14 protein-coding genes are annotated in these 14,926 nt (G+C 65.8%); 4 read left to right on the forward strand and 10 right to left on the reverse strand.

Translation table 11 applies throughout. The annotated features are described in order from the left end of the window. Nucleotides 1–27: 27 nt before the first annotated feature. The 6 genes from LCG91_RS16070 to LCG91_RS16095 all read right to left on the reverse strand — a co-directional run bounded on the left by LCG91_RS16070 (nt 28) and on the right by LCG91_RS16095 (nt 7,644). Nucleotides 28–996: an ROK family protein gene (locus tag LCG91_RS16070; RefSeq protein ID WP_224442009.1), complete on the reverse strand. Its 969-nt coding sequence runs from the start codon at nt 994–996 to the stop codon at nt 28–30. Between the two features lie 2 nt (nt 997–998). Continuing rightward, nucleotides 999–3,485 (reverse strand): glycoside hydrolase family 2 protein, encoded by a 2,487-nt coding sequence (locus LCG91_RS16075; protein ID WP_224442010.1) that lies wholly within the window; start codon nt 3,483–3,485, stop codon nt 999–1,001. Next, entirely contained in the window at nt 3,482–4,336 is an 855-nt protein-coding gene (locus LCG91_RS16080) for a carbohydrate ABC transporter permease (RefSeq protein ID WP_224442011.1), read from the reverse strand. The genes LCG91_RS16075 and LCG91_RS16080 overlap by 4 nt, the downstream gene beginning before the upstream one ends. Beyond that, the gene (locus tag LCG91_RS16085; RefSeq protein WP_411955814.1) at nt 4,333–5,292 is read right to left on the reverse strand and encodes a carbohydrate ABC transporter permease; all 960 of its coding nucleotides are present in this window, start codon (nt 5,290–5,292) and stop codon (nt 4,333–4,335) included. The genes LCG91_RS16080 and LCG91_RS16085 overlap by 4 nt, the downstream gene beginning before the upstream one ends. Then, nucleotides 5,289–6,587: an ABC transporter substrate-binding protein gene (locus LCG91_RS16090; protein ID WP_224442012.1), complete on the reverse strand. Its 1,299-nt coding sequence runs from the start codon at nt 6,585–6,587 to the stop codon at nt 5,289–5,291. The genes LCG91_RS16085 and LCG91_RS16090 overlap by 4 nt, the downstream gene beginning before the upstream one ends. A gap of 184 nt (nt 6,588–6,771) precedes the next feature. Next, a complete protein-coding gene (locus LCG91_RS16095) occupies nt 6,772–7,644 on the reverse strand; it encodes a LacI family DNA-binding transcriptional regulator (protein WP_224442013.1) in 873 nt (290 codons plus the stop codon). Between the two features lie 99 nt (nt 7,645–7,743). Between LCG91_RS16095 and LCG91_RS16100 the strand changes: the two genes are divergently transcribed. After that, nucleotides 7,744–8,967, forward strand: a complete 1,224-nt coding sequence (locus tag LCG91_RS16100) for an ROK family transcriptional regulator (RefSeq protein ID WP_224442014.1) — start codon at nt 7,744–7,746, stop codon at nt 8,965–8,967. Nucleotides 8,968–9,596: 629 nt separating this feature from the next. On the opposite strand, the gene LCG91_RS16105 is transcribed toward LCG91_RS16100, so the two are convergent. Together LCG91_RS16105 and LCG91_RS16535 are read right to left on the reverse strand one after the other, a co-directional pair. Beyond that, complete coding sequence (locus LCG91_RS16105; RefSeq protein ID WP_224442015.1) at nt 9,597–10,379, reverse strand: helix-turn-helix transcriptional regulator; 783 nt, start codon at nt 10,377–10,379, stop codon at nt 9,597–9,599. A gap of 114 nt (nt 10,380–10,493) precedes the next feature. Then, complete coding sequence (locus tag LCG91_RS16535; RefSeq protein ID WP_224442016.1) at nt 10,494–10,712, reverse strand: cold-shock protein; 219 nt, start codon at nt 10,710–10,712, stop codon at nt 10,494–10,496. 200 nt (nt 10,713–10,912) lie between these two features. Between LCG91_RS16535 and LCG91_RS16115 the strand changes: the two genes are divergently transcribed. Continuing rightward, a complete protein-coding gene (locus tag LCG91_RS16115) occupies nt 10,913–11,194 on the forward strand; it encodes a hypothetical protein (RefSeq protein WP_224442017.1) in 282 nt (93 codons plus the stop codon). 583 nt (nt 11,195–11,777) lie between these two features. After that, on the forward strand, nt 11,778–12,359 hold the full coding sequence (locus LCG91_RS16120) for a hypothetical protein (RefSeq protein WP_224442018.1): 582 nt from the start codon (nt 11,778–11,780) through the stop codon (nt 12,357–12,359). A gap of 43 nt (nt 12,360–12,402) precedes the next feature. Here LCG91_RS16120 and LCG91_RS16125 read toward each other — a convergent pair whose 3' ends face one another. After that, nucleotides 12,403–12,810, reverse strand: coding sequence for an HAAS signaling domain-containing protein (locus LCG91_RS16125; RefSeq protein ID WP_224442019.1), 408 nt, complete (start codon nt 12,808–12,810; stop codon nt 12,403–12,405). Then, nucleotides 12,803–13,147 carry a PadR family transcriptional regulator gene (locus tag LCG91_RS16130; RefSeq protein ID WP_224442020.1) on the reverse strand — a complete coding sequence of 115 codons (345 nt, stop codon included), beginning with the start codon at nt 13,145–13,147 and terminating at the stop codon, nt 12,803–12,805. The genes LCG91_RS16125 and LCG91_RS16130 overlap by 8 nt, the downstream gene beginning before the upstream one ends. On the opposite strand from LCG91_RS16130, the gene LCG91_RS16135 reads away from it, so the two are divergent. Further along, a complete protein-coding gene (locus LCG91_RS16135; protein ID WP_224442021.1) occupies nt 13,146–14,834 on the forward strand; it encodes a hypothetical protein in 1,689 nt (562 codons plus the stop codon). The genes LCG91_RS16130 and LCG91_RS16135 overlap by 2 nt on opposite strands. The last annotated feature ends 92 nt before the right edge of the window (nt 14,835–14,926 follow it).

Genomic DNA, 14,926 nt, shown 5'->3' on the forward strand with positions numbered 1-14,926 from the left:
CGGGCGGCGGCAGTGGCCGTCCGGGGTTCAGCGGGTGCTGACGAGGTAATCCGTTCGCGGTCGGGTGGGGCTGGTCATGTCGGGGCGGTGGATGAGGGCTGCTGCGCCAAGGAGCGGTGCAGTTGATCCCAGGAGCGCGGGGCGGATCTGCACCGCGGTGGCGTAGGTGAAGACCGTCGCGCGCCGGGCTGCGGCACGGACGAGGTCGACGTAGTCGGGTACCACGGAGGCGAAGCCGCCGCCGATTGCGACGACGTCGAGGTCAAGCAGCGTCGTCGTGCTCGCAATCGCCTGGCCGACAGCGTCCGCGGAGCGGCGCACCGCCCGCCAGGCGACCGTGTCGCCGGCCGCGCAGGACGCAGCGAGGTCCTCCCCCGAGGTCCCCGACCATCCCTGCTGTTGCGCCCAGGCGACGGCGCTGGTTCCCGAAGCGACTGCCTCGAGGGTGGTGGAGTCGGCATCGGCTGGATCGCCGCCGAAGCCGGCGACGTGGATTTGGCCGATGTGGCCCGCGTTGCCGCTGCGGCCGGACACGAGTGTCCCGCCGAGGATCAGCCCGCCGCCGACGCCGGTGGAGACAACCATCGACATCGAGTTCTCGACGCCGACTGCGGCGCCGCACCAGTGCTCGGCGAGGGCGATGCACGTGCCGTCCAGTCGCAGCTGGACTGGCAGGCCCCCCAGTTCACGTGCGACCGCCCCGCGGAGGTCGAAGTCCGCCAACGCGGGCAGGTTCTTCGGGCTGATTTGTCCGGTGTCGAGTGTGATCGGCCCTGCCGACCCGATGCCCGCACCGGCGAGCGTCGAGTCGGCAGGGACCGCTGCGAGTGTCTGCCGGACCGTCTGGGACACCGTCGCGGCGAGGTCCTCACGCCGTGCAGCGCGACCAGTCGGGGCGCGATGACGGCTTCCGGCGATGATGGCGCCGCTCGCGTCGACGAGCGCAGTCTCGATCTTGGTGCCGCCGAGATCGACAGCGAGTGCGAGCGACGTCACGGCTACGACCAGTCGGTGACGAGCTGGTTCGACGTGCGGAGGACACTGCTCGAGGTGAGCTCCTCCGGTGCGAGCGTCTTCGTCGTCGTCACGTGGAACGTGACCGTCTCGCCCGGCAGAAGCGTCACCATCATGTCGTCGACCGTTGCGTCCACATCGACCTTGTCGACCAAAAGCGCGAGATCGCGGACGAGCGACGTTGCGGTCACTGCGACGTCGTACCCGCCGTCGGTCGCGGATACCTCCGTCCGGAAGTCCGCAGCAGGCAACGCCGAATCGCGCTGCTCCACCGGGAACCAGAAGCCTCGCTCGTCGCCGAGCATCGCGACGAGCACCTCGCTCGCCGGGTCAGTGAACGCTGCGAGGTCCGCCGGCACAGCGACCGTCTGGGTGCTGCGGGGAGCGAGCGACACTGTGATGGTCGTGGCTGCGAGCTCGGTGCCGTCGTAGCCGAGACGGCGGAGGACGACGTCGCCGTCCCATGCTGCCGACGAGTCGTTCACGACCGCTGTCACGAGGTCGCCGCCGCGCGGCTGGATGGTGATGAGGCGGTCGGCGTAGACGTGCTTGAGGGCGTAGAGCAGCGGCTTCGCGCGGCCGTACCCGTCGACTGCGGCCCAGGATGTGACGGGCCAGCAGTCGTTGAGCTGCCAGACGATCGAGCCCATGTTCTTCGGGGACCAGGACCGCCAGTGCTCGATCGCGAACGCCACCGCGTTGGCCTGGTTTAGCGACATCGCCCAGTGCCAGTCCTCGGTGTGGTCCGGCAGCGGCAGGTGCGCCACGAGCCCGTCTGTGAGCTTGTCGTTGCCGTCCTGCGCCTTCTGGTGCCAAATCATGCCGGGCGATTCCGGGGTGAGCGGCGAGTCCGAAATTGACTGGTTGATCGTGGACCAGGTCGCTGGGCCCTGCCAGCCGAACTCCGCGACAAAGCGCGGGACGGTGTCGCGGTAGTGCGGGTAGTCGACCCGGTTCCACAACTCCCAGAGGTGCACCGAGCCGTGGTCGATCTCGTTCGCCGGCCGGTCGACGTCGCCGGACCAGGGGCTCGCCGGCGTGTAGGAGCGTTGCGGGTCGAGTTCGGCGACCAAGCGCGGCAGCAGGTCAAGGTAGTACCCCAGGCCCCAGGTGCGGCCCTGGACGCGCTTCTCCCAGCCCCATTCCTCGAAGCCCCAGATGTTCTCGTTGTTGCCGTTCCAGAGCACGAGGCTCGGGTGGGACATGATCCGGGTGACGTTGTCGCGCACCTCGGCCTCGACCTCGCCGCGCAGCGGCTCTTCCTCGGCGTAGGAGGCGCAGGCGAACAGGAAGTCCTGCCAGGTGAGGATGCCGCGTTCGTCGCAGAGGTCGTAGAAGTCGTCCGACTCGTAGTACCCGCCGCCCCAGACGCGCAACAGGTTCATGTTCGCGAACTCCGCCTGGTCCAGGCGTGCTGCGACCCGGTGTCGCGTGACACGGGTCACGAACGCGTCGTCAGGGATCCAGTTCGCGCCCCGCACCCAGACGGGCTCGTCGTTGACGACGACGCGGAAGCTCGTGCCGTCGCTGTCGGGCAGGAGCTCCACGACGGCGGTCCGGAAGCCGATCCGCTTCTGCCAGGTGGCGAGGACGCCGCTCTCGTCGGCCATGGTCACGGACAGGCCGTAGAGGACGGCGTCGCCGTAGCCCCGCGGCCACCAGAGCTCGACCTCGTCGACATCGAGGATGAGTGTGCCGGTGGCGCCGTCGATGACGGCGTCGACGGTGTGTTCTGCGCCGTCAGGGGCGGTGAGGGTGGCCGTCGCGGTCACGGGAGCCGCGTTCTCGGCGTGCTGCAGCGCGAGCGCCACCTCGACGTGGCCGGCGGTTCCGTCCGTGGTGACGGTGGGCCGGACGGACTCGATGCGGGCGCCTGACCAGGCGTGCAACGTCACGGGCTTGAAGATGCCGGAGGATGCAGCGTCGAGACCCCAGTCCCAACCGAAGTTGCAGGCGGCCTTCCGGATCGCGTTGAACGGGTGGAAGTAGGTGTGGGGCCGGTAGCCGATGTCGAGACTCGCCTGGTCGGCGTACGCGACCGGGGAGGCGAAGTGCACGACGAGTTCGTTGGTGCCGGCGACAAGGACGTCGTGAGCTGCGAGTCGGTAGGTGCGGTGTTGGTTGAAGGTGCGGGCAAGCTCGCGGCCGTTCAGGGTGATCGTGGCGACGGTGTCGAGGCCCTCGAAGACAAGGTCGTGGTGGTCGTGCCCGTCGGGCTCCCACGTGAAGGTGGTGCGGTACTCCCAATCCGTCTCACCGATCCAGGTGACCTTCTGCTCGTTGCGGTCCAGGTACGGGTCGGGGATGAGCCCGGCGGCGAGCAGGTCGGTGTGCACGAGGCCGGGCACGGTTGCGGGGATGGATCGCAGCGCAACGTCGACCGGGGTGTCACCGCTAGTGGCTCGGAGCGTCCATCCGTCGTGGAGGGTGCGCCGGGTCTCGGTGGTGGTGGTGGGGGCGGTGGTGCTCACTTGGTTGCTCCTGCCGTGAGGCCGTTGTAGATGTGTCGCTGGAGGAAGAGGAAGACGATCAGCGTGGGGATGATGACCAGCAGCGTGCCGGCGGCGATGACTTCCCATTGCGCGCCGAACGGCCCCATGAACCGGAAGAGCGACGTCGAGATGACGCCAAGGTCCTGCGACGGCATGTAGAGGAAGGGGATGTAGAACTCGTTGTAGACGGCGATGCCCTTGATGATGATCACGGTCGCGATCGCCGGCCGCAGCAGCGGCAGGATGATCCGCCAGTACACGGTGAACCGGTTGGCACCGTCGAGCATGGCTGCCTCGTCGAGGGAGACCGGGATTGACTGCATGAACTGCAGGAAGATGTAGATCGCGACGATGTCAGTGCCCATGAACAGCACGATCGCGGCGCCTCGGGTGTTGAACAGCTCGAGTGCGTTGATGACCTGGAACGTCGCGACCTGTGTCGTGACGGACGGCACGAGAGTCGCCAGGAGGAACCCGCCGAAGACGAGCTTCCTGCCGCGGAACCGGAACCGGTCGATGGCATACGCCGCCATCGTCCCGATCAGGATCGTGCCGGTGACCGACACCAGCAGGATGATGCCGGTGTTGATGAAGCCCTGCACCATCCCGCCCTGGGTGAACGCGGTGACGAAGTTGCTGAAGTTCAGCCAGTTCGACGGCGGCGTCAGCGGTGTCGTCGATCGATACTCGCGGTCCGTTTTGAACGCGAGCATCACGATCGTGATGAGCGGGATGAGCGCACACAGGCTCGCGATGATGAGGCTGGCGTACTTCCCGGTAGTCCCTGCTCGGGCGAGAAGATGGCTACGGGTCACGGACGGTGCGCTCATGATGCGACTTCCTTCTTCTCGTCGGGGAACAGCCACCGCTGTATCCCGGTGATCACCAGCACGATGACGAGCAGGACGACGGCCATCGCCGACGCGAGTCCGACCTTGGAGAACTTGAACGCGGTGTTCACGGTCTGAATGACGAAGGTCTCGGACCCGTTGGCGCCGCCGGTCATCACGTACGGCATCTCGAAGGCGGACAGTGCACCGGCGATCGCGAGGATGAAGGACAGGCCGAGAATGCGTCGGATGCTCGGCACGATGATGTAGCGGAACTTGCCGAACGACGTCGCGCCGTCGAGGTCTGCTGCTTCGTACTGCTCGGCCGGGACGGACTGGATCGCGCCGAGGAACAGCACGAAGTTCAACCCCATGTAGCGCCACACGCTCGATGCGGCGAGGGACACGTTCACGACGCTCGGATCGCCGAGCCATTGCGGGGTGTCCTGCACACCGACGACGGCCAGGAGCGCGTCGAGGGTGCCGCCGGGGCGGAAGAAGTACAGGAACACCAGGCCGATCGCGACCCCGTTGATGAGGTAGGGGAAGAAGATGATGCCCTTGAACAGGTTCGAGAACCGAGTCTTGAAGCTCAGCAGCGTCGCCAGGTAGAGCGCGAGGACGAGCTGCGCGATCGCACCAACCAGGTAGTAGAGGCTGACGAAGAAGACCTGGAAGATCGCCGGCTGGGTGAAGATCTGAACGAAGTTCTTGACACCGACGAAGTCCTTTTCCGGGGAAAGGCCGTCCCAGTCGGTGACGCTGTACCAGAGCATGTTCACCACGGGGACGTAGGTGAGCACGATCAAGAACGCCAGCGGGATCGCGAGGAACAGCCACGGTGTGACGCGCGATCCCCCGAAGGCACGCTTCTTGCCTGGGATGAGGGGTGCGGTGGCGCCGGGGAGGCCGGTGGCCTGCCCCGACGCTGCCGCACCTGGTTCGAGACGGGTCACTGATCCACCTGGGTCTTCGCCGCAGCCCACTGCTTGTTCAGCGTGGCGAAGTACGACTCCTCGGTCCCGGAGGCGGCGCCGCGGGCGACGTCGATGAGCTTCTGCCGGTACGTGTTGCCAAAGATGTCGACCTCGCTGGTGTTGGCGATGTCGGTCAGCAGCGACTCCTTACCCTTCGGGTCCGCGTTCAGCTCGACGTACTGAACGCCGATGTCCTGGAAGTCCTTGAGGGTCGACGGTGCCGGGTCTGCCTTCACCGGGCTGATCGCGCCCTGGCTCTTCGCGTAGCCGGAGTCGTTGATGAACCAGTTCACCCATGCCTTGGCGGTGGCCTTGTTCTTCGAGTTCTTGTTTACCGCGAGGAGCTTGTCCGTTGTGGTGACCGACGTGAACTTGCCGTCGGTCTGCCACGGCATCGGCCAGAAGCCGATTTCATCGGCCGACTTCCCGGCCTTCTTCGCGGCGTCCTGCATCTGCGACACGGCCCAGGACCCGAGCGCCATCGTGCCGATCTTCCCCTGCGCGAGGAGATCCTTCGACTCCTCCCAGTTCGTCGTCGTCGGGTCCGACTCGCTCAACCCTTCCGACACGGTCTTGAAGAGCATGTCGTCGATGTTGTACTGGTCAGAACCCGCTTTCCAGGGGCTCTTGTCCGCGGCGAGCTTCATGCGGGCGTCAGCGCCCTGGGTGGTGCCGAGGGCGTTCTCGAGGCCGGCGAGCGGCCACCCGTCCTTGTAGTTGGTGTAGTACGGCACCGCGTCGGTCTCGTCCTTGATCGCCTTCAGGTCGGCGAGGTATTCGTCCTGCGTGGTCGGCGGGGTCGTGATCCCGGCGTCCTTCCACACGGTCTTGTTGATGACGAGGCCCATGGCGGAGCCGAAGGTCGAAATGCCGTAGACCTCGCCGTCGTAGGACCCGTCTCCGGCAAAACGGTAGGTCTTCTCCAGGTCGCTGGTCTTGCCGAGCGGCTCGAAGTAGGACGAGTACTTGTCCTTCGTCACTGTCGAGCTCGGGATCAGCAGCGCGTCGCCGTAGTCCTTTGAGCTCAACCGGATCTTCGCGTCGCCCTCGTAGTCGGTGAGGGCTTCGAACTTCACGTTCGTGCCCGGGTACTTCTTCTCAAACTGCGCCGCGTAGTCCTTGAACGTGGTGTCGACCAGATCGGTGCGGTTGGTAAGGACGGTGATGGTCCCTGATGGCTTCCCGTCGTCGTTGGACGAGCCAGCCGAACAGCCTGAAAGCGCCAGCGCGGCGACGACGATGCCTCCGGTCGCGGCGAGCACGGACTTCTTCATGGCGAACTCCTTCGTTCATTGGCGCCGGCACGAGCTGGTTGCTGGCTCGAGCGCTTCGGGTTGCACCAGCGTGCAGGGCAGAGCCGTCGAAGTCAATACTTAGATTAGTAATCAATGAAAGTTTTCGGGCGAGGAGAACGAGGGCAGGCAGCGGTACTGCCTCCGGTCAGAAGCGCTCAGCGACTCATCGCCCGTGCCGCCCGACGCTCTCGCGCTGCACGAAGCGGATCGCCGGCGCCTCGACGACTGGCGGCTGCTGCCCGCGAAGTAGGGACGCCAGCGTCTCGCCCACCAGCCGCCCGATGCGCTGGACGTCGTGGCTCAACGATGCGAGAGGCGGAGTCGAGAGTTGGCACAGCGCCGAGTCATCCCATGCGACGATCGATACGTCTTCCGGGACCCGCAGACCAGATCGTCGCGCCGCATCAAGACCCCCGAGAGCCATCAGGTCGTTGTCGAACACGACGGCCGATGGCGGCGTGTCTCCCCCTGTTAAGCCTTCGAAGGCGCGGGCTCCCGACTCGGACGAGTAGTCCCCTGAGGCGAGATGCGCCGTCAGATGCAGCTCCGCGCACGCGTCGGTGAACGCTGCCGCACGGGTGATCGTGTGGGCAAGCTCCGGTGGCCCGCCCACCAGCCCGAGTGCGCTGTGCCCGAGACCGGCGAGGGCGCGCACGGCGGCCCGCATTGCCGCGTCGTCATTGGTCCACACCGTCGGCAGTCCGCCTGACACCATCGGGGACGACACGGCGACCGCGGGCATCCCGACGTCGGCAACCAGTTGCACGCGAGGATCGTCCTCAATCAGGTCGACGAGCACCACACCGGCGACGGCTCGCTTGTCCTGCCATCCGCGCAGCCATTCAAGCTCGTCAGCACGGGAACCGAGGACTCGCAGGAGCACCGAGTGTCCTAGCGGTCGAACAACCTGGTCGACGCCTGCCGTGAACTCGTGGAACCAGGGCTCCGCGCCGTAGATTTCACTCGCACGCACGAGCGTGAGCCCGATCGGCTGACCGAGGTCGCCCTTGGACGGATGGCCTTCGTCGCTTCGCATCTGGTGATCCTCCAGTCAGCACGGGTCCGCGGCACAGCTAGTGTGACATCGCCGGACCCGTCGGCACCGCAGGTAGTCGAGCTGCAGAGAGGACGTCCGATGGCACGATCCGAGACAGTCGCATCGGGACCCGGCAGCCGCGCGCTCATTGTCGACATCATCCGGTCAGCTGGCCCCGTCAGCCGAGTCGAACTCGTCCAAGCAACAGGTCTCACGCAACCGACCATCTCGAACATCGTCCGCCAGCTCCTCGCCTCCGGGGTGATCCGCGAAAGCGGACGGACACCTTCCACGGGCGGGAAACCTCGCACACTCCTCGAGATCAACCCCACAGCGCTCTACGCGGTCGGCGTGCAACTCGGTTTCGAGGCGATGACCTTCGTCGCCGCAGGCGTCGGTGGCGGCACGGTCGCGCGACAACTCGTCGACGGTGCGGCACTGGACGATCCACAGCAAGTCGTGGAGCGTCTCGCCATGCAATTCCGAGTCTTCGTGGACACGGCCGGGATCCCGATCGACAGCATCGCAGGCGTGGCCGTGGTCGTGCCGGGACCGCTGTCGCCACCACTCGGCACGATGTTCCGATCCCCGACTCTCCGCCAATGGGAGGGCTTCCCGCTCGCAGCCACGCTCGGCGAGCTCCTGCCGGTGCCCGTCGTCCTCGACAACGACGCCGCCGCCGCCGCCATCGGAGAGTTCTGGACGCGGCGCGTTCCGCGAACCGACACGTTCGCCACTGTTTACATGGGCACTGGGATCGGTGCGGGTGTCGTTATCGATGGCGCCCTGTACCGCGGAGCGAGCTCGAACGCGGCTGAACTCGGTCACCTGTCCATTGATGCTGAAGGCGTCGCCTGCAGTTGCGGCAACACGGGCTGTGTCGAGCGCTACGCGGCTCCTGCTGCCGTCCTCGCCGAGGCTGCTGCCACCAGGTGCGATTTTCTCGGACTGGATCTGGAATTCACCGCAGAGAGTACGGGCCAAGATTTCGACAGGCTTGCGCGTGCTGCAGTCGGCGGCCACGAGGCCGCCGACGAACTCCTCGGGCGCTCCGCCGATCGCCTCGCCGCCGCGGTCGTATCCTTCAGCAATGCGTTCGACCTAGACAGCGTCGTACTAGCGGGGCCCAGCTTCGCGATCGCCGGTTCGCTCTACGCCAAAGCCGTTCGAACACGCATGGAGCGCGCCTCGTTCGCTCGCCGGGCGCACGGCGTCCGCATCGAGATTGCCTCGAATCCGCGCGACTCCGCAGCGATTGGAGCAGCCGCGCTCGTACTTCAGAGTTCGGTGGCTCCCGGTCACGGACCGGTGCTCTCTGCCTAGGCAACCGCACAGCGGGAGCACCTTCCACCTCACAACGGGACCGACGACAGGGTGCGTACGGACCGCTTCCTCACCCGCCAACACGCTCCTCCGCGCCGACTACCGCAACGCCGACGACGCGGCATCGCTGCAAGAAGTACGCGACCGGCTGCAGTTCCTCGCCGACACCGGCTACGACCTCCGCCACAACCTGCCCAGCTGACGGCGACAGATCCATTAGATCGGAGTCGCACCAACCTGCCGTCGGTGCTTCACCGAACTGCGCCACACCCAAGCAGCCAGCTTGGTCTCATCGCGACCTGCTTCCACCCAAACCGCGTCCCGGGTCAAGCGATACGCCTGAGCGTCACTCCGACGAAGCAGGCGGTCAGGCAATTGGAACCACGCATGCACCGGCAACGGCTCCGGCAGCTCATACACCTCGGGCCCACGAGCATCTTCCTCAAGCGAGAACGGCGAGCCGGGCACCCAACGATCCGAACGACGACGACCCATGACCGCGACAGTAGGAGCCGGCACCGACGTCCGTATGCGGGACCCTCATCGAAGAACACCACCGGACTAGTCATCTGAGACAGAACAAGCTGCGGTGCGAGCAGGCCGCGCTGGCGCATCCGTTAAAGGACCGGCTATCGGTCGACCTCCTGGTCGACCCCGATGGACAGCTTTTCGGCAACGTACGGCAGCCATGCGGAGCGAAGGACCGCGAAGACTCCACTGGCAACAACGACGAGAAGAAACGTCGTCGCGGCAGCGATCCACAGCCCGGAGAGCGTCGAAGGGCCGAGCAGGGCAACGACGATGAGTGGCAGTGATGACAGGATCCAGGCTGTCACCGCGAACGCGACTGTCACCGCTCGACGCTGCCTTTGTGCACCCACGACGCGTTTGACCCAGTGCGCTGCATCGTTCCCGGCAGCCAGTCGCTTCGCACGGATGAACCGAAACGGCATCAACGCCGCGGATGCCCGGAGCAACTGGACAGCCCCGACCGCGGCGACGAGCAGGAGCACCCCGATTCCGAGGACGATGGCGATCTCCACGCTCGTCGGGATGACTCCCTGGTCCGCTCCGGCGATGAGCAGCACGACCGGAATGGGGGATGCGACGAACAAGGCCACCCCGAGAGCTGTTGCGTGCCATGCATCCCGCGCTGCCTCCGAGAATCTGCGGGCCTCATCCTGATCCAGCGCGGAAGCGGCGTTGCCGAAGTCGGTGTCCGGTATCTGAACGAACAGATCCCGCACCGGCACTCCGAGCGCCCGGCCCAGACGAGAGAGCGTGTCGAGACTGACGTCGTTGCCCGCTTCGAGCCGCTGGACCGTGCGGACGGTGACGCCGCTGGCTTCTGCGAGTCGCTCCTGGGTCCATCCTCGTTGCGTACGGAGCTCGAGGATTCGTGTCTGGCTCATGTTTGCCACAGTAGGAGAAGCGCCGCCCGCTGCCCACGACGGCAACCCGACACCGAGGCGACAGCTACCCGACAAGCGGTCAACCCGCACTCCTGCGGCGAGGAGGGTCAGTGGTCAGAAGGTCGTCACATTGTGGGCGCGGAAGAAGTAGCCGTCCCGCCCCCGCGGGTACGGCTCCACTTCGAACAGAACACGCTGTCCGGGTCGAAGTAGGTGGTGCCGGGTCCTGTTGATGTTCGAGAAGTGGACGAATACCTCTGACTCGACTTCGTTCGAACGGAGCGCACCCCGACCGTCCTCGTCGCTCCACCAGACACACACGCTGTCGACCATCTGCAGCAGCGCACGCTACCGCGCTCGGTCGTCCGCCGGCCGATCCCTTTGAGCAGCTGCGGATCCCGCTCGGACGCACCGTGCAGGAGTGGGACCCGCGCACGTGCCCAAACCGCGTCCGAGGCGTCCAGTGCGCTGAGCTCCTCAGCCAGGCAAAGTCCTCGCGCGTCGATCATGACGGCATCCTCTACGCCGCTCAGGTGCGCATCCTGGCGCTGGCTCGCTCCAATGACCCCCAGCAGCGCCGCCGACTCTTCGATCTCGCCCATCGCGTTCAGGAGGTGCAGGAACTGAGCAACGACACCATCGCGTCACTTACCGACCTCGAGGCGAACACGATCGGACGCCTGGCACCTCGCCACCTCGAAAACGGCGACTACGAACATCCGGACGACGCCTGCGGCGAGAATCACGAGCCGCCCCCTCTCGCCCGCGAGGACATCGTCACGGGGCAGACCTTGACGAGACAGCTGGGGCGTTGACATCCGGGCCGCCCATGCCACCCAGGTCGCGGTTCGAACAGTCACGTCCGTTCCCAGGCGGGGGTACCGGCCATCGACGAGACACGCAAGCTAAGGAGTCACGCCGAGCACAGCCACCACCCACGGGTCGGAGCGGAGACGTACAGGACCGCACGACGCCTCTGGCACCACGAGGATGCGAATCGAGTAACGCGCCTGCTCCTTGGCAGCGGAACCCCGCACGCTTCCACAACGTCGTCGCGTACCGCGGGTCCACCGCGCCAGCGGCTGCCGACCCTGACCGGGCGCGGTGAATCATCCGATGAAGTCTCACCGGATGCGGCAACGCCCGCCACACCGGCCGCGACCCTGAACGCTTCGGCTCGCCGCTACACAGGTTGCCGCTCGCCGCGGGCTCCTTCCGCGACCGGGCCACGGATGGCGTGGAGCGTGTCAATGTAGTACAGCGGCCGGCCGCGTTGTTGATAACGGCTGCGACGCGACCGGTCCATCAGCTTTGAGATGGGCCCCACTTGCCGTACCGCACGGATGGCTCATAGGGTCGTCGTGGGGGAAGCAGATCGCTGCCCTCAGGGAGGGAACAATGCGTTTCAAGCGTGCTGCAATTGCAACTGGTGTCTTGGTGACGACCGTAGGGGCGGCCGTCTCGTTCGGACCGGCCGCCGCGAACGCGGAGGATTTCAGCGTCTCGACGCCGGCATCCCCGACGAGTTCACTTGTCATCAGGACCACACCGCAGCCAGGAACGGTCTCGACGCAGGCATCGAGTTCGATGGCTGACGGCAACCACGCCGTGTCCAGCTCCAGCTCCGGCAACCACATCAAGAACTCGTTCCGGTCGACGGTGAAGATCGCGAACGCAGGCACTTTCGCGAAGGTGCTCTCGGGCAAGACCACCACGTCATGGACGGGATCGGGGTCCGGGACTGTTTCGTTGACGGATCACTTCTGGGCGACTGGCGTCGGTATCAGCATCTCCGTTCCGGCCGGTGCGTCGGGCAGCATCTTCAACCAGGGCGTCGATTACAAGGCGACCGGAAAGGGCACCTCGACGACGAACAACTATCAGGGAGTCGAGTGGGCTGGACCGCTGCTCAGCGTGAACCAGAACACGACGTCCACCTGGAAGGTCGGGAACAACACCTACAGCCTGACCACGAACTGACACCCGACTGCGCGGCCGCTCATCGAGCGGCCGCGCAGTGCCGTCATCGGCGAAGCGCCCGAACGGACCAGATCACAGCGAGCAACGCGACGACGAACGCGAGGCTGGCAAAGCCGGTCAACCATGCCGGCATCGACTGCGTCGCTGCTGTGAACACGAGGACAAGCGCTGATCCAGCTCCCCAGAGGCAGGCGAGCACGAGAAGTACCACTGCCAGAACTCGGCGACCAGAACTCGCCGGGCTGCCGTTCGTCATCTCAGCGGCAACCAAGTCCTCCGGATCGCCAAGACGTGCGCGCTCGGCGGCCACGTCTCCGCCTTCCTCTGAGACCGACTGGAAATGTTCGGCCACCTGCTGCCGCAATGCCTTCCGGCGATTCTTTGGGAGGTTCCGAGCTGCCCGGTCCAACCGATTCAGATACTGGGTTGCCAGGTCGTCTGTGTTATTCATGGGTCCCCTCCGAGGTGATGATGTCGGAAAAAGCTGGTGCGAAATTCGACCAGTCTGCCCGATCCGCAGCCAGAGTCTGCGAACCGAGCGCAGTGAGGCGGTAGTACCGCCGCGGTTTCGGCTTCGTTGCGAGCGCCCAGGAACTCTCAACAAGCCCTTCTCGCTCCAGACGGTGCAGCAGCGGATAGATCGATCCTTCGGTGGTCGCCATTGTTGCTGACTGCCGCAGTGTCCGGAGCACGTCGAGTCCGAACAACGCGTCCGCGCTGTCCAACGCAGCAAGTACTGCCGTCCGAAGTGACGCTCGTCGGAGCTGTTCACCGAAACTGCTGACCATGTCCAACAAGGTACCTTGCGCGGCAAGGTACTGCAAGGAGGAGATCCTCATTCGTTCCTCTCGTCAGAAGAAGCTGCTCGCCGCGTCGCTGAGTCTCGTACTGGTCGTCGTGGGCGCGGTGGCGACCGTCGTGGTGGCCCGGGGAGCCCACGAGCGAGCCGAACGCGCTGACATCTGCGCTCCAGCGCTGCGGCTGGTCACCGCCGCCGACGACTCTGCCTGGCTCGGCGGTGATCGACTCGATCGGTATGGAGCAGTTGAGGACTTCGCTGCGAAGCCGTCCCCTTACGCCACTCTGTGGTCAGCGCACATGGTCGGGCGCGGTCTCGCAGATCGGCCGAGCACTGTGTCCCAGGCCGCCATGCTGCGCACTGTTCAGCAACAAGTTCGGGACGGGGACGCCGCAGTCGGTGGCTCGGCCGCGGCGCTCTCGATCGCTGCGCCGTTCTTGACAGCGTCGACCGCGGGTCGGTCGTTCGTGCAGCGAGAGGCGGCCGTGCTCTTCAACGGTGACGGGTATGCAGAGTCCGAAGATGGCGAAGTGTCGGCGGTCTCGACAGCTCGGGTCGCGCAGGCACTGCTCGGCGCGCGCGGCACTGTGCCGGGACCGGTAACGGACCGTCTGCAAGCCGCCCTGGCGACGGGCAGCGCGCCGGGAGCAACCGTCGATCAGATCGACACAGCCGCCATCGCTTCGAGCGCGCTGTCGTCCTTGGGGGAGTCCACGCCCACGCAGGCTGAGCTGCAGACTTGGCTCGCTCGCCTCACTGCGTCGCCCATTGATTCCACGACGCTCCCCGCGGTGGCCCATGTACTCGATCTCGCGAACAGTTCGCGCATGACGGTGACGGCGCCCGATGCTCGGTTCGAGGGCTTCACTGAGTATGCCGGCGGTTGGTGGGGTATCGAAGGTGCGACTACTCCGGACCCTCAGGTGACCGCGCTGCTCACCACGGTCAGCGGCAGGACGGAGAAGCTCGATGCTCGTGCCGGCGCTGTGCCGACGGGCTGGCTACCGATCCCCGTTCCCTCTGTCGACGCGTCAGCGCGGTGGGAATCAATGCTCCAGCAGTGCGACGTCGATCACGATCCAGCCGGAAAACACACTCTCGCACAGATGCGTGACCTGGTGTCGAAGGGTGACCTCGACCTCGCGGCTCTTCTCAGTTCGTCGTATTTCCTCGCCGATGACGAACGGTTCGGTGCGGCGACCGCTGGGTTACGCTCGAGAGTCTCGGCGGCGGCAACCAAGCAAGCTACGGCGCTCGATGACGCTGACGTGGTCAGTCGAAGTCGGCTCGCTGCGGTCGTCGCCCGAGTAGGCGGAGAGGCGCTTCCGGCTTCCTCCAAACCGGATTCCGCGCCGGCGGAGGACGCGTTGACAATCACCGCCCGATCGCTGCTCGGTGATGGTGCAGCAGCGAAGCGAAGCATGCAGCGACTTGCGATGAGTGGAGGCGGATACCGGTATTCGACAGCAGCGAAAAGGGCCGACGATGCGTCCACTGCGATGGGGGCGATGGTTGTTGAAGACGCCGACGGGAAGATGCGGACGGCGCACGATCTATCAGGAGCCCAGCTCGCGGACATCCACCGGCCGACGAGAACTACGTCCGTGACGCTTCTAGACCTGCAGTCTGCTGTCGTGCTGAGCAGCGGTTCGGGAGCCCAACGATTCGTTTGGTAGCTGCAGGTGAGGCCGATCGGTCGAGGCGGACCCCGTCTGCCCGGAGCGCCCCTACAGTCTCAGCCAGTGACAGTGGCGAATCAACCGAGGGC

It is taken from the genome of Curtobacterium sp. TXMA1, assembly GCF_020162095.1.
In the GTDB taxonomy this organism is placed as follows: Bacteria; Actinomycetota; Actinomycetes; order Actinomycetales; family Microbacteriaceae; genus Curtobacterium.

Excerpts from the sequence above, each read along its gene's own strand:
- LCG91_RS16100 (WP_224442014.1), top strand. The coding sequence starts at position 7,744 with ATGGCACGATCCGAGACAGTCGCATCGGGACCCGGCAGCCGCGCGCTC.
- LCG91_RS16105 (WP_224442015.1), bottom strand. The coding sequence starts at position 10,379 with ATGAGCCAGACACGAATCCTCGAGCTCCGTACGCAACGAGGATGGACC.
- LCG91_RS16535 (WP_224442016.1), bottom strand. The coding sequence starts at position 10,712 with ATGGTCGACAGCGTGTGTGTCTGGTGGAGCGACGAGGACGGTCGGGGT.
- LCG91_RS16080 (WP_224442011.1), bottom strand. The coding sequence starts at position 4,336 with ATGAGCGCACCGTCCGTGACCCGTAGCCATCTTCTCGCCCGAGCAGGG.
- LCG91_RS16095 (WP_224442013.1), bottom strand. The coding sequence starts at position 7,644 with ATGCGAAGCGACGAAGGCCATCCGTCCAAGGGCGACCTCGGTCAGCCG.
- LCG91_RS16120 (WP_224442018.1), top strand. The coding sequence starts at position 11,778 with ATGCGTTTCAAGCGTGCTGCAATTGCAACTGGTGTCTTGGTGACGACC.
- LCG91_RS16135 (WP_224442021.1), top strand. The coding sequence starts at position 13,146 with ATGTCCAACAAGGTACCTTGCGCGGCAAGGTACTGCAAGGAGGAGATC.
- LCG91_RS16090 (WP_224442012.1), bottom strand. The coding sequence starts at position 6,587 with ATGAAGAAGTCCGTGCTCGCCGCGACCGGAGGCATCGTCGTCGCCGCG.
- LCG91_RS16130 (WP_224442020.1), bottom strand. The coding sequence starts at position 13,147 with ATGGTCAGCAGTTTCGGTGAACAGCTCCGACGAGCGTCACTTCGGACG.
- LCG91_RS16125 (WP_224442019.1), bottom strand. The coding sequence starts at position 12,810 with ATGAATAACACAGACGACCTGGCAACCCAGTATCTGAATCGGTTGGAC.